The following is a 13,216-nucleotide window of genomic DNA, read 5'->3' on the forward strand; positions in this document are numbered from 1 at the left end:
CGTCGGGTATACGGAGTACTACTTGGCGGCGAAAGTGCCGCTGCAGTACCAGATCTTCGCGCCGCCCGCACCGGACGAGTTCGCCGGCCAACTGACGATCGGCAGCCGGTGGGCGGACACCGACAACATAAAGAAGCTGGTCGAGACATTCAAAGACCCTGCGGTGCAGCAGTTCCTGGCCACCGATCCGAGCGTCAAGAACATCCTGCTGCCCCTGTAGCGGCTAAGCGAGCTCGAACACCGGGATGATGCGGTCGGTGCGCTGCTGGTACTCGCCGAACCCGGGCGCGCGCTCCACGACGACGCGGTAGATCCGGTCGCGCTCGTCGCGCGGAAGCTCGCGGGCGGTGACCTCTCTCGGCGGGTCGGTGCCGATCTCGACGGACGCGGTCGGGTTGGCGCGCAGGTTGAACACCCAGCCGGGGCTGGCCTCGCGGCCGGCCGCGGAGCCGACGATGAAGATGCGGCCGTCGATGTCGAAATACGCGACCGGATTGACACGCTGCGCTCCGCTCTTGGCGCCGGTCGAAGTGAGCAGCAGTAGCGGGAACCCCTCGAACTGTCCGCCGACCTTGCCGCCGTTGCGGCGGAATTCCTCGATGTTGCGTTCGTTGAAGTCGCGCTCGGCGGCCATGTCGTCGCTCATTGCCTCATCGTGGCACGTGAACGGGCCTTCGCGTCACGAGATCGTTCGCTGCGCCTAGCCTGATGGGGTGCTGACCGAGCTGATCGAGTTGCCCGCGGGCACCTTCCGGATGGGATCGGTCGACTTCTATCCGGAGGAGGCGCCCGTCCACGAGGTGACGGTCGAGGCGTTCTCGATCGAGCGCCATCCGGTCACCAATGCGCAGTTCGCGGAGTTCGTCGCCGATACCGGCTACGTCACCCTCGCCGAACAGGAGCTCGATCCCGCCGCCTATCCGGGCGCCTCGCCCGACGACCTCGTTCCCGGTGCGCTCGTCTTCCGTCCCGCCAGCGGCCCGGTCGACCTTCGCGACTGGCGGCAGTGGTGGACCTGGATGCCGGGCGCCAGCTGGCGCCATCCGTTCGGGCCCGGGTCGTCGATCGACGACCGCCCCGACCACCCCGTCGTGCAGGTGGCCTACCCGGACGCCGCGGCCTACGCCGCCTGGGCAGGCCGCCGCCTGCCCACCGAAGCGCAATGGGAGTACGCGGCCCGAGCCGGATCGCACTCCCGCTACGCGTGGGGCGACGACGCACAGCCCGACGGACGCCTGATGGCCAACACCTGGCAAGGCCGCTTCCCGTACCGCAACGACGGCGCGCTGGGTTGGGCCGGCACGTCACCGGTGGGCACGTTCCCGCCCAACGGATTTGGTCTGGTCGACATGATCGGCAACGTCTGGGAGTGGACGACGACGCCGTACTCACCGCGGCATCGGCCCCAGAAGTCGGGCTGTTGTGCGCCGCCGACCGGTGACCCGTCGAAGTTCCAGACGCTCAAGGGCGGCTCGCACCTGTGCGCACCCGAGTACTGCCATCGCTACCGGCCCGCCGCCCGGTCATCCCAGTCGCAGGACAGCGCGACCACGCACATCGGATTCCGCTGCGCCGCCTGACAGATCGACTTGTCGGACCCCGCACATACAGTTCCGGCCATGACTACTTCGGTCGCCGTCGCCTTGGCCCGTCCCCGCGGATCCGCGATCCGCTATTCGGCCTGCTCGGACGAGCATCGCTGGACCGGCAGCGTGCGTGCGGATTCGGTCGAGACGGCGGTCCTCGACGTCATCCGCCGAGTTCGCGAAGAGTCGGCGACCGAGCGGCTCCGGTTCCTGGTACAGGCGCCTCCGCGGAGCATGTTGTGGGCGCTGCGCGACGAAATCGCGTTGCTGATTCCGGGTGCGCATCTGGATCGACCGCGGTTCACCGACGAACAGCTGGTGCGCGCGGCGTACGAGGGCTTACGCGTCGTGCCATTAGCCCGGAAACCAGTGGGCAACAACATCGTTGACGCAGTCTGAATCACGCGCCCGCCGGTGCCCCGTCTCCCCACAGCCGCGAAACCTTTGCCGACGCAACGGTTTATTGACAGGGCCGATAATCAGGCGTTGAGTCTAGGTGCCTTCGCGTCCGCCTGAGGGCGCGCCGAGGCTTGCACCCGGCCGTCCGGCCCCGCGCAATTCGATCGAAGGGGCTGCTCATGGCAGACGTGGACTTTTGCGTCGTGGGTGCCGGGTTCGCCGGCCTGACCGCGGCACTGCGCCTGAAGCAAGCGGGTCACTCGGTGGCGCTGCTGGAGGCCCGCGACCGCGTGGGTGGCCGCACCTTCACCGAGGTGCGCGACGACGGTTCGTGGATCGACCGCGGCGGCGCATGGATCGGCCCCGGGCAGGACGCGATCTACGCGCTGATGAAGGAATTCGGGGTGCCGAGCTACAAGCAGTACACCGAGGGCGACGCGATGATGTTCGTCGACGGAAAGAAATATCGCTACACCGGGACGATCCCGTTGTCGATGAGCCCGTGGGCCGTCGCCAACATCGGCACGGTCTTCCTCGAGCTGACGCAGATGTGCAAGGCGATTCCAGTAGAGGCACCGTGGACCGCGCGCAAGGCGCAGAAGTGGGACCAGACCACCTGGGCGGGGTGGCTGGACCGAAACACGCTATCCAAGCCCGCCCGCGAACTGCTGGAAAGCGCCGTAGCCGGGCTGTATACGTCTGCGGCGTCGGAGGTTTCGCTGCTGTTCGTGCTCTACCAGATGGCGTCGGCCGGCGGCCCGAGCTTCGTGCTCGGTGTCAAGGACGCGGCCGAGGATGCACGGCCGGTCGGCGGCATGGGCGCGATTCACCGTGCGGTCGCGGCGGAACTCGGCGACGTCATCCACCTGTCGCAGCCGGTGCGCAGCATCGAGCAGAACACCGACGGGGTGATCGTGCGCTCCGAGGACATGGTGGTCAACGCGCGCCGAGCGATCATCGCGGTACCGATCTCGATAGCGAGCCAGATCTTCTACGAGCCAATGCTTCCCGCGGATCGCTCGTTCCTGCACCAGCGGATGCCGGGTGGGGCGGTCTACAAGATCGCCCTGGTGTTCGACGAACCGTTCTGGCGTGCCGAAGGCCTGTCGGGACAGTCGTTCGGTCCGGGGTCGCCGGCGAACCTGACGATCGACTCGTGCACCGACACCGGATCCCCAGGCATGTTGACCGTCATCACCGAGGGGCCGGAGGCGCGGCGACTGACCAGCCTCGGCGACGACGAGCGCAGGAGTGCCGTGCTCGGCGCCGTTGCGGAAAGGTTTGGCGACAAGGCGCTTTCGCCGGTTGACTACGTCGAGCAGAACTGGACCGTCGAACGGTACTCCGGCGGCGGGATGATCGCCCACACTCCCCCAGGCGTGCTGACCGAGTTCGGCCCGGCGCTCCGCGAGCCGTGCGGGCGCATCCACTGGGCTGGCACCGAGACCTCGGCGGTGATGTACGGGTTCATCGACGGGGCCGTGCGCTCCGGCGAGCGGGCGGCCGCGGAGGTCATCGAGCGCGAAGCGATGGCGATGGCCTGAACGGACGCCCGTCGGACGGACCCGGCCAATGACCTATCAGCGCGCATCGGATATCAGGACGGCTACATCGCGATGCAGATTCGCCAGGCCGACATCGAGGGTCGCCAATTGCGCGCCACGACTTCTCGCGAGCTGAGCCAGGTAGGCGTCCGTCACTTGACGGTGGCCGATTATGCCCGTGGCGTCGACCTCCCCGTAGGAGACGGTATCTGGCCAGAACTCATGGCGGTCCGCTGCCGCCAGTGCCCTGATGACATCGCGCGCGGAGGCCGCCGGCTGACCAGCCCGGACCAGAAACCTGATCAGGCTGCCTTCGGTGATCGGACAGGTCGCGAATGCCGTCTTTGATCCGGCCAGCCAGTCGGCGCACGCGTCGTGGTGAACGTGGTCGGAGACGACGAGCGCCACGAGCACGTTCGCATCGAGCAGCATCGTCACTCCTCGTCCTCCAACGAACGCACGTCTTCGGACGTCACCAGTGTTCCCACGCTGACAACCGGCAGACCCGTCCGGGGGTCCGTGCTGATCGATGCCGCGCCGTGGGTTGCCAAACCCCGCCTCATCAGATCCGCGACTGCCTGACTGAAGGTCCGACCGGTGTCGCGGGCGATCGCCATCGCCTGTTTATGCAGCTCATCAGGGAGATCGACGGTCGTACGCATGCCACAGTTTAGCATCACTGCATCATGATGCGTTGATGCGTCTTTGTGGTCAGGCCGGCCGCGCATGAGGTTCTCTCAACGCGAGCAGGCAGCCAGGGCCCCCGGCACCGAGAAATTGGGAGCTGTGGATAGCCGTCGCGTCTGTCGACGATCCGCGGGTACTGTGGCGACCCGTGAGCGGGGATCTGATCCTCACGGACGAGTTCCGCAAGGCGTTGGCGCTCCTGGCCGGAGGCCGGCATCTGTTCCTGACGGGCAAGGCGGGAACCGGTAAGTCGACGTTGATCCGGCAGTTCATGGCCGACACCGACCGCAACGTGGTGGTGGTCGCGCCGACCGGGATTGCGGCGCTCAACGTCGACGGCTACACCATCCACCGGCTGTTCGGCTTCCGCACTACGACGACGCTGGCCGATGTCACCGGCGGCGACTATCGGCCGGGCCGGTTCGCCAAGACGCTGGCATCGCTGCAGACGCTGATCATCGACGAGGCGTCGATGGTTCGCGCCGACGTCTTCGACATGGTGGCCACGGCGCTCGAGCGGTTCGGGCCCGTGCCGGGAGAACCGTTCGGCGGGGTGCAGATCGTCCTCGTCGGCGACCTGTACCAGCTGCCGCCGGTCGTTGGCGACGGCGAAGAGGGCTACTTCTCGACGGTCTACGAAACCCCGTACTTCTTCTCCGCACGCAAGTTCGCCCGCAAGGACTTCCCCACCGTCTCGTTGACCACGGTGTTCCGCCAGCTCGGCGATGACCGAATGACCGCCATACTCAACGAGATTCGTGAGGGCGTTCTGCTCGGGCACGCCCAGGAGCAGCTCAATGCCCGAGCCGACAAGGACTTCGTGCCGCCCGACGACGAGTTCTGGCTCACGTTGGCTCCCACCAATCGGCTGGTGACCGCGCGCAACCGTCAGCACCTCGAGCGCCTCCACGGCGACGAGATGATGAACCGTGCTCGGGAATCTGGCGATCTGTCGCTGTTCGACAAGCCGATCGAGGACGAGCTGCGATTCAAGGTCGGCGCCCAGGTGATGATGCTCAACAACGATCAGGGCGACCGCTGGGTCAACGGTTCGATCGGGCGCGTGGTGGGTGTGGGTTATGACCGCTACGGCGTCGTCGTCGAGGTCGAGTTCGCCGACAGCTCGTACGCGGAGGTCACGCCGTTCACGTGGGAGGCGACGCGCCCGGTGATCGACGGCGGCGCCCTGCGGCGCGAGGTGATCGGGACGTTCACCCAGCTGCCGTTCAAGCTGGCGTGGGCGATCACGATTCACAAGAGTCAAGGACAGACGTTGGAGCGGGTGGTCGTCGACCTGACCGGCGGCATGTTCTCCACGGGACAGTTGTATGTCGCGTTGAGCCGCTGTACGTCATTGGCCGGCCTGGTGCTCAAACGCCCTGTGCTGCCGAAAGATCTGAAGACCGACCGACGTATCGCGCGGTTCCTGCGTACCTCGATCAGCGGAGCCACGGCGCGCAAGTACTGCGCCATCGGCATCCTGACCGTCGGAGAGGAAGGTCGGATGTCGCGTCCGCGACCGGTGGAGCTGGCGGTGGCGTTCGACGACGGCACCGCGGTCTCGACGCTGGTCAACCCGCAGCGCGATCTGGCCGACGCGCGAAACGCGTACGGCATCAGTGTTTCCGATGTTCTACTGGCGCCGACCCTGCGCGAAGCCTGGGCGGTGATCGCGCCGATGCTGGTGGGGTGTACACCGGTCGGACCAAGCGTGGACGAGACGCTGGGGCTCATCGACTTCGAGCTCAAACGCCTGGGTCACGTCACGCCCATGCCGCTGGGCGTCGAATTGCGCGGAGCCCGCATATCGGGACGGACGGCTTTAGAGCAGGCTAGCTCGGCGTTGCAGGCCGATGCGTCGGCGGACGTCCAAGCGGGCTCGACAGCGTTCGAGGAACCCGAACCGGGAGAATCGGTTTCGGGTCTGCTGGTCAGCCGCGACCCGGACGTGCCGACCCCGAAGGCCGAGCATCTGCCGGGCTTGTCCGCACTGTTACGGATCAGCCGTGACGTGGGAGCGGTGCTGCTGGGTGCGACGGTGCAGCGAGACCTCGACTCATCATGGGACGCGGCGGCACGGTCGGTGGTGGCCGATCAGCTGCGCGTGGCTGCTTCGCGCACGCCGCTTCCCGACGAGGTGATCGCGCGGCTGCGTGCGGCATCGGCGCTGCTGGGCGTCGATGTGGTGAGCGACGCGGAATTGGTGGGCCGCCATGACATCGAAGAGGCGCTCGTGCCAGGTGCTCGGATCTGTTTCACCGGAACGGCTTTGGACCTCACCGGCCGGGTGGTAGAGCGTGACGAGATCGAGCGGATGGCCGCGAGGGCCGGTCTGACGCCGGTGCGGTCGGTGACCAAGACGCGGTGCGAGGTGCTGGTGACGGCCGAGGCCGGCACGCAGTCGGGCAAGGCGCGTAAAGCGCAGGAGTACGGCAAGGCGGTGTTCACCGCCGAGGAGTTCTTCGCGTGGTTGGCCGGTCGTTGATTTCGAGTCTCAGGCGCACCATGTCCGCAACTGTGTGGCGATCGCGTGTACCTCGTCGATCACACCGGAAGCGATGGCGCGGGGCATGACGGTGTCAGCCCCGGGAAGTAACGTCGGCTCATGGTGAACGTGAAGACGCGCGTCGCCCGGGCGGCAGATGCGGTGCTGGCCGAGCGCGGCGCAGTCCGCCCGGTTGATGTCCTCGTGGGTCTAGGCTGGCTCGCGCAACCGAACATCGAGCGGTGGGTTCGGGGCCGTGTTCCGTCGCTCGACCGATCTGTCCAAGTCAGCCAGGGCAAGGTCATCGAAGCCGCGGAAGCGTTGCGGCAGTGGGCCGAAGAGCGTGGCCTCGAACGACGTGAGGGCCACTACGGCGACCTGATGTTCACGGCCGAGGGTGATCCCGACATCGAAGATTTGTACCGCATACATTGGGCGACACCGGGCCATGTCGAGCCGGAGCGACCCCAGCCGCGCCGTTTCCGGGACATCAGTGTGATCTCGGCGGATCACGCATGGGAGTGCACATCGTGCGGCGAAGGCGGCGACTTCTTCCTCAAGGGCAGCAAGGGTGCGCTGTGCCTGGACTGCGCGGACCTCGGCCACCTCGAGTTCCTACCTTCGGGCGATGCCGCGCTGTCCCGCCGCGCGAAGAAGGCCAGTCGGCTCTCCGCCGTCGTCGTGCGGTGGAATCAACGCCGATATCGCTATGAGCGACAGGGCATTCTGGCTGAGCCGGCGGCGATCGAACAGGCCGCGCGCGAGTGCTTGTCGGACGCTGATATCCGCGCTCGTCGCAGAGATCGCGACCGGGTTCGTCGCGCCGATGAAGACGTGCGCTTCCAAGGCGAGTTCGCCGCCGCCATCCGCAAGCGGTTTCCCGGGTGTCCTCCCGACCGCGCGGAGGCGATCGCCCTGCACGCCGCGGCCCGCGGCAGCCGCAGGGTAGGGAGAAGCGCCGCAGCGCGGAACCTGGATCCCGACGCCGTCCGCCTCGCGGTCGTCGCGTCCGTCCGCCACCTCGATACCGACTATGACGACCTGCTGATGGCGGGTGTCGACCGTGAGTCGGCGCGTGCCGAAGTGTTCGACCGCGTCGAGGCCGTCCTCAACGCATGGCGCGACGGTGTCACCATGCTCGACAGATAGCGGACCGCTATACCGATTCGTCCTGCCGGTGCAAGTGCCGCCACAGTCGGGCCCCTCCGGAGATCGCGACCAGTACACCGATGCCACCGATCACGATGCCGGTGAACAACGACAGGAACATCGGATCAACCGACTCCCCGACCATCCCCGCACCGAACATCCCGCCGACAAGGAAGCCGAACAGCGGCGCCAGCACCGCGACCGCCGTGCCCAGCAAGGTCCGCCAAAGCCCCGGAGGGGTCGGCTCGAGGACGACGGGGCGGCCGTCGTCGGCGACACCGCCGGGCTCACCGACCGCAGCCGGGTCGGATACGCTGTCACTCATCGGATTTCACCCTCCTGATGTGGGGAACCGTGTCGCTGGGACCGCTGGCCGGATTGGACCGCGAGCCTTCGAGGAACGGGCGCACGATGTCCATCGGGATCGGGAAGACGACGGTGGAGTTCTGGTCGGCGCCGAGTTCGAGCAACGTTTGCAGATAACGCAGCTGCAGCGAGGCCGGGCTCTCGCTGAGGGTGATCGCGGCATCGCGCAGTTCCGCCGACGCCTGCAACTCGCCGTGTGCGCTGATCACCTTGGCGCGGCGCTCCCGCTCCGCCTCGGCCTCGCGCGCCATGGCCCGCTGCATCATCTCGGGGATCTCGACGTCCTTGATCTCGACGACCTCGACCCTGATCCCCCACGGCTCGGTCTGCGTCGCGATCGAGGCGGCGAGGTCCTCGTTGAGGTCGGCGCGGTGCGCGAGCAGTGTGTCGAGGTCCGCACGCCCGACCACCGAGCGCAGTGTCGTCTGCGCGATCTGTGACGTGGCGACCGCGAAATTCTCAACGGCCATCACCGATTTCGTCGGATCCGTGACCCGGAACAGCACGACGGCGTTGACGCGGGCGGTCACATTGTCGCGGGTGATCACCTCCTGCGGCGGAATGGTCAGCGTCACTGTCCGCAGATCGACCCGCACGAGCTTGTCGATGCCGGGCAACACGACCACGATGCCGGGACCGAGCGGTCCGCGCAGCCGCCCGAGCCGAAACGCGACACCGCGTTCGTACTCCTTGACGATGCGGATCGACGCGACCGCCAGCCCGACCAGCACGATCGCGAAGAAGATGCCAACCACCGACCACGCGTTCATCAGCGCACCTCCCGCGGCTCACTGCGCCGGTCGGATGCGTACGAGCTGCGACGACGAATCTCCGCTTCGGCCAGCCGCTTTCGTTCCTCGAGATTCTCGTCGAGACTGTGGAACACGACTCCGTCCGGCACAGCACGGGTGCGGCGCAGGTGCGACCACAGCGGCAACGTCAACACACCGGCGGCGGCGGCGGACCCCAGTAGCAGCAGCGCCTCCGGCGCGGTATCGGCCGTCAACGCCGTCGCGAGCGGCAGGATGAGCGCGATGACACCGACGGCGCACGCGATTCCGCGGTGGAACCGCGCCGCCTCCGACGCCGGCCAACTGTCGATCGCCCGGCTCACCTCGCGCCCGTCGTGCGACGACGTGCACGTGTGCTTGACCGGGCAGGCGTTGCACACCGTCGGGGTGCCCCGGTAGCGCATCACCCGGTTGTCGGGATCAAACGAGGTGGGCCACAACCACTGATCCTGCGGACACCGCCACGCGTCGTGGTCCTCGTGGTAGACGAACCCACCCGTCCGGTATCCCTCGACCTTGGCCGCCGCGCGCCGCGCAAACGTATCGATGCCGTAGGCGACGAGCACCAGCGCGGCGGCGTATCCGATCGTCAGCCACGCGTCGATCCCGATGCCGGCGATCACGGTCCGTCACCGCCCTCATCGGGAGCCACCCGGCGGTCGGAGGCGTAGCGGCTACGGCCCGGCACCGCCAACCCGGTCCGGTCCTCCTCCGCATGGGCGTGCTCTTCGACGAACAACGTCTCGGCGGGCAGTGTGTGCGTCGTCGCCTTGATCCCGTAACGCACGCCCAGCCAGGCGATCCAGAGGAACGGCAACACGCCGCCGAGGATGAACAGGAAGTCCCCTGGCATGCGCAACCACTCCAGGACCACATTGCCCGACTGGGTGATGTAGCCCAAAGTCCTTGCTTCGTAATAGCCGTCGTTCACCGAGTGCCACAGCTGCAGGACGCCGAGCGGCAGCAGCGTGGCGAACACCATCCACGCCAACCCGATGTTCAGCGACCAGAACGACAGCTTGGCCAGCTTGTCCGGCCAGCGTTGCGGCGGGATGATGTAGCGCAGCGCGAACAGCGCCAACCCGACGGCGAGCATGCCGTAGACGCCCATCATCGCGCCGTGCGCGTGGTTCGCGGTCAGCGCGGTGCCGATCTGGTAGTAGGACACGATCGGCAGGTTGATCAAGAAGCCGAAAATGCCTGCGCCGACGAAGTTCCAGAAGCCGACCGCGACCAGGAACATCACCGCCCACCGGTGCGGGAACGGCGCGCTGCTGCGCGACTGCTGCCGCGAACCCAACTGCAGGAACGTCCACGCCTCGACGGTCAGGAACGTCAGCGGGATCACCTCCAGCGCGGAGAAGAACGCGCCGAGGGCCATGTGCTCCACCGGTGTTCCGGAGAAGTACAGGTGGTGCATCGTCCCGATCACGCCGCCCACCGAGTAGAGGATGACGTCGAGGAAGATCAGCTGGATGGCGATCTTGCGTCGCACGACGCCCAGCATCACGAAGATGTAGGCGACCATGACCGTGGTGAACAGTTCGAGGAAGTCCTCGACCCACAGGTGCACCACCCAGAACCGCCAGAACTCGGCGACGGTCAGATGCGTCTCCGTGCCGGCGAGCATGCCGACCGCGTAGAACGCGGGGATGGCCAAGCCTGCGTAGAAGAACAGCCACGGCATGTTCAGCTTGCTCTCGGTTTTCAGCCGCGACCGGATCGCGCGGAAGATGATCGCCATCCACAGGAACAGGCCGACGACGAGCAGGATCTGCCAGAACCGCGGCAGGTCAAGGTATTCCCACTGCTGGTCGAAGAAGATCGAGCCCTTCGCCCAGTCCACACCGAAGGTGCTCAGCGCGGTGCCGGTCAGGGTGCCGGCGACGACGACGAACAACGCGCCGAGCAGCCCGTAGGTCAGCCACGACTGCCGGCGTGGTTCACGGCCGGAGATGATCGGCGCCAGGAAGATGCCCGCGGCGAGGAACGACGCGGCCGTCCACAGCAGCGACAGTTGCACATGCCAGGTTCGCGCCAGGTTGAACGGCAGGATCTGGGCGAGATCGAAGCCGAAGAAGTTGCTCAGTTCCGCGCGGTAATGCTCGATCGCACCGCCCAGTATCGCCTGGGCGAGGAAGAGCACCGCGACGACAAGGAAGAACCATGCGGTCGCCTTCTGCGACGGCGTGATCGCCACCTCGCCCGGCTGACGGAATGCGAGTGACGGCGTTTCGGTTGCGTGCCAACCGATCTTGCGACTCCACCGGCCGTAGAGCGCGAACAGCGCACCGAGCCCGGCCAACAGCGCGATCAGGGACATCGCCGACCAGACCAGGATGTCGGCCGTGGGTGTGTTGTCAACTCGCTTTTCGGGGGGCCAGTTGTTGGTGTAGGAGTAGGAGTGACCCGCGCGCTCGGCCGCGCTGGCCCATGCGGTCCAGCTGAAGAAGGCCGTGAGGTCACCGATTTCCTGCGGATCCGTGATGACCTGCGGAATCAATCCGTGCTCGGTCGAGTCGGTGCCGAAATAGTCGGCGTAGTAGGCGCGGATCTTCTCGAACGCGCTCACCTGCTCGGCGGTGAACTGCAGTGTGCCGGTTTCCTCGTCGTAGCGGTTGGTCCGCATCATCTCGACGACGGCCGCCGTCGGGTCCTGTGCACCGGAGTCGCGCAGTTGCTGGCCGACGTGGTCGGCGGAGAGCCGCAGGTACTCGGCGGTGTAGTCGGGACCGAGGTAACCGCCATGGCCCATCACCGAGCCGTACTGCTGCAGACCGCGACGCAGGAAGATCTGCTGGCCCGCGGTGATCTGCTGCTCGGTGAACAGCGTCTGGCCGTCCGGACCGACGACGCGCTGTGGCAGCGGCATCGAGTCCGAATAGGTTCTGGCGGCCAACATGCCCATGATCAGGAAGCCGAACACCATGACCAGCGCGACGCCCTGGACCCAGCCTTTCGAGATTGCGAGTTCGGCCTTGCTCGGCGCGGGCTCGAGAAACTGCTCTGTCATTGCCACACCCCCGGGGAGACGGATCCACATTGGCAGCGTCGTGGCCAACGTAACGAAATGCGTCGCGAGATTGGTGGAGGTTCCGAAACTTGGCGTGGGTTCGTAGTTGAGGGAAGGTTCGCCGAAGTCGCGTTACGCGGCGGCGTCGGCCGGGACCTCGTTGAGCGTAGGGTGCGATTGTGCACGTCGACGCGATGACAACCCCGCAACCGCTGCTCGAAATCGGCGATCTGGCCCGACGGACGCAGGATGCGGGATTCTCCGGATTGCTGTTCACTGAGACCGGGCGCACGCCGTATATGAACGCCGCAGTGGCGGCGGAGGCGGCGCCGGGGTTGGAGCTGTCGACGGGGGTCGCAGTGGCGTTTCCGCGCAGCCCGTTCGTGACGGCGGCGACGGCGTGGGAGTTGCAGGAGGCGTCGGGCGGACGGTTTCGCCTGGGGTTGGGCACGCAGGTGCGCACTCATGTGGTGCGGCGGTACGGCATGGAGTTCGAGCGCCCGGGTCCGCGGTTGCGCGATTACGTGCTGGCGGTGAAGGCGTGCTTCCACGCGTTCCGGACGGGCAAGCTGGAGCACCGGGGCGACTTCTACAGCCTGGACTTCATCACGCCGCAGTGGAGTGCGGGGCCGATCGATGCGCCGGACCCGAAGGTCGATGTGGCGGCGGTGAACCCGTGGATGCTGAGGATGGCCGGTGAGGTCGCCGACGGGATTCACGTGCACCCGCTCGGCGAACCGGGGTACATCGAAAGGTATGTGATGCCGAATCTAGCCGAGGGAGCGGAGAAGTCGGGCCGCTCGGTCGACGACATCGCGGTGATCGTGCCGGTGATGACGATCGTCGGTGACACCGACGAGGAGCGCCATCGAGAGAAGGAGCTGGTGCGCACGAGCATGAGCTTCTACGGCAGCACACCGAACTATGCCTTCATCTGGGACGAGGCGGGATTCGAGGGCACGACGGCGCGGATCCGGGAGAAGCAGAAGGGCGGCGATTACAAGGGCATGGCCGAGCAGATCACCGACGACCACATCGCGAAGTTCGCGACGGAGTCGACGTGGGATGGATTGGCGGACGCGCTGATCGAGAAGTACGGCCCGGTGGCCTCACGCGTGGTGTTGTACAACGCGCTGGCGGATCCGGAGCAGTTCGAACGTTACGGCGAGGTGGCGCAGCAGATTTCGCAGCGCTGA

The 13,216-nt window shown here is 66.7% G+C and carries 13 protein-coding genes and 1 pseudogene; 7 read left to right on the forward strand and 7 right to left on the reverse strand.

The features are described 5' to 3' along the window. Window positions 1-220: pseudogene (locus A5698_RS01605) on the forward strand (MetQ/NlpA family ABC transporter substrate-binding protein); the annotation flags it as partial. A gap of 3 nt (window positions 221-223) precedes the next feature. On the opposite strand, the gene A5698_RS01610 reads toward A5698_RS01605, so the two are convergent. Further along, window positions 224-646 carry a nitroreductase family deazaflavin-dependent oxidoreductase gene (locus A5698_RS01610; protein WP_068292436.1) on the reverse strand — a complete coding sequence of 141 codons (423 nt, stop codon included), beginning with the start codon at window positions 644-646 and terminating at the stop codon, window positions 224-226. Window positions 647-713: 67 nt separating this feature from the next. Between A5698_RS01610 and A5698_RS01615 the strand changes: the two genes are divergently transcribed. The 3 genes from A5698_RS01615 to A5698_RS01625 all read left to right on the forward strand — a co-directional run bounded on the left by A5698_RS01615 (window position 714) and on the right by A5698_RS01625 (window position 3,529). Continuing rightward, window positions 714-1,580, forward strand: a complete 867-nt coding sequence (locus A5698_RS01615; protein ID WP_068292440.1) for a formylglycine-generating enzyme family protein — start codon at window positions 714-716, stop codon at window positions 1,578-1,580. Window positions 1,581-1,619: 39 nt separating this feature from the next. Beyond that, a complete protein-coding gene (locus A5698_RS01620; protein ID WP_068292443.1) occupies window positions 1,620-1,985 on the forward strand; it encodes a hypothetical protein in 366 nt (121 codons plus the stop codon). Window positions 1,986-2,164: 179 nt separating this feature from the next. Beyond that, window positions 2,165-3,529: a flavin monoamine oxidase family protein gene (locus A5698_RS01625; protein WP_068292448.1), complete on the forward strand. Its 1,365-nt coding sequence runs from the start codon at window positions 2,165-2,167 to the stop codon at window positions 3,527-3,529. Between the two features lie 36 nt (window positions 3,530-3,565). Here A5698_RS01625 and A5698_RS01630 read toward each other — a convergent pair whose 3' ends face one another. Together A5698_RS01630 and A5698_RS01635 are read right to left on the reverse strand one after the other, a co-directional pair. Further along, window positions 3,566-3,961 (reverse strand): TA system VapC family ribonuclease toxin, encoded by a 396-nt coding sequence (locus A5698_RS01630; RefSeq protein ID WP_286144273.1) that lies wholly within the window; start codon window positions 3,959-3,961, stop codon window positions 3,566-3,568. Window positions 3,962-3,963: 2 nt separating this feature from the next. Continuing rightward, complete coding sequence (locus tag A5698_RS01635) at window positions 3,964-4,191, reverse strand: antitoxin (RefSeq protein WP_067287024.1); 228 nt, start codon at window positions 4,189-4,191, stop codon at window positions 3,964-3,966. Between the two features lie 173 nt (window positions 4,192-4,364). Here A5698_RS01635 and A5698_RS01640 point away from each other — a divergent pair, with 173 nt between their 5' ends. Both A5698_RS01640 and A5698_RS01645 read left to right on the forward strand, forming a co-directional pair. Beyond that, window positions 4,365-6,701 (forward strand): AAA family ATPase, encoded by a 2,337-nt coding sequence (locus tag A5698_RS01640; protein WP_084792192.1) that lies wholly within the window; start codon window positions 4,365-4,367, stop codon window positions 6,699-6,701. A 120-nt stretch (window positions 6,702-6,821) separates the two neighbouring features. Next, window positions 6,822-7,850: a DUF2293 domain-containing protein gene (locus A5698_RS01645; RefSeq protein ID WP_068292454.1), complete on the forward strand. Its 1,029-nt coding sequence runs from the start codon at window positions 6,822-6,824 to the stop codon at window positions 7,848-7,850. Between the two features lie 7 nt (window positions 7,851-7,857). Here the strand turns inward: A5698_RS01645 and A5698_RS01650 are convergent, their stop codons facing one another. From A5698_RS01650 to A5698_RS01665, 4 genes are read right to left on the reverse strand one after another with little or no spacing between them, the layout of a single operon-like run. Then, on the reverse strand, window positions 7,858-8,175 hold the full coding sequence (locus A5698_RS01650) for a hypothetical protein (protein WP_067090706.1): 318 nt from the start codon (window positions 8,173-8,175) through the stop codon (window positions 7,858-7,860). Next, window positions 8,168-8,986 (reverse strand): slipin family protein, encoded by an 819-nt coding sequence (locus A5698_RS01655; protein WP_068292457.1) that lies wholly within the window; start codon window positions 8,984-8,986, stop codon window positions 8,168-8,170. Before A5698_RS01655 ends, A5698_RS01650 begins: the two co-directional genes overlap by 8 nt. Beyond that, the gene (locus tag A5698_RS01660; RefSeq protein WP_082964028.1) at window positions 8,986-9,630 is read right to left on the reverse strand and encodes a hypothetical protein; all 645 of its coding nucleotides are present in this window, start codon (window positions 9,628-9,630) and stop codon (window positions 8,986-8,988) included. Before A5698_RS01660 ends, A5698_RS01655 begins: the two co-directional genes overlap by 1 nt. After that, window positions 9,627-12,020: a nitric-oxide reductase large subunit gene (locus A5698_RS01665; protein WP_067090701.1), complete on the reverse strand. Its 2,394-nt coding sequence runs from the start codon at window positions 12,018-12,020 to the stop codon at window positions 9,627-9,629. The genes A5698_RS01660 and A5698_RS01665 overlap by 4 nt, the downstream gene beginning before the upstream one ends. Before the next feature lie 179 nt (window positions 12,021-12,199). Here A5698_RS01665 and A5698_RS01670 point away from each other — a divergent pair, with 179 nt between their 5' ends. Then, window positions 12,200-13,216 carry a TIGR03617 family F420-dependent LLM class oxidoreductase gene (locus tag A5698_RS01670; RefSeq protein ID WP_068292460.1) on the forward strand — a complete coding sequence of 339 codons (1,017 nt, stop codon included), beginning with the start codon at window positions 12,200-12,202 and terminating at the stop codon, window positions 13,214-13,216.

The sequence above is a fragment of the Mycobacterium sp. E136 genome, from assembly GCF_001666865.1.
Classification (GTDB): Bacteria; Actinomycetota; Actinomycetes; order Mycobacteriales; family Mycobacteriaceae; genus Mycobacterium.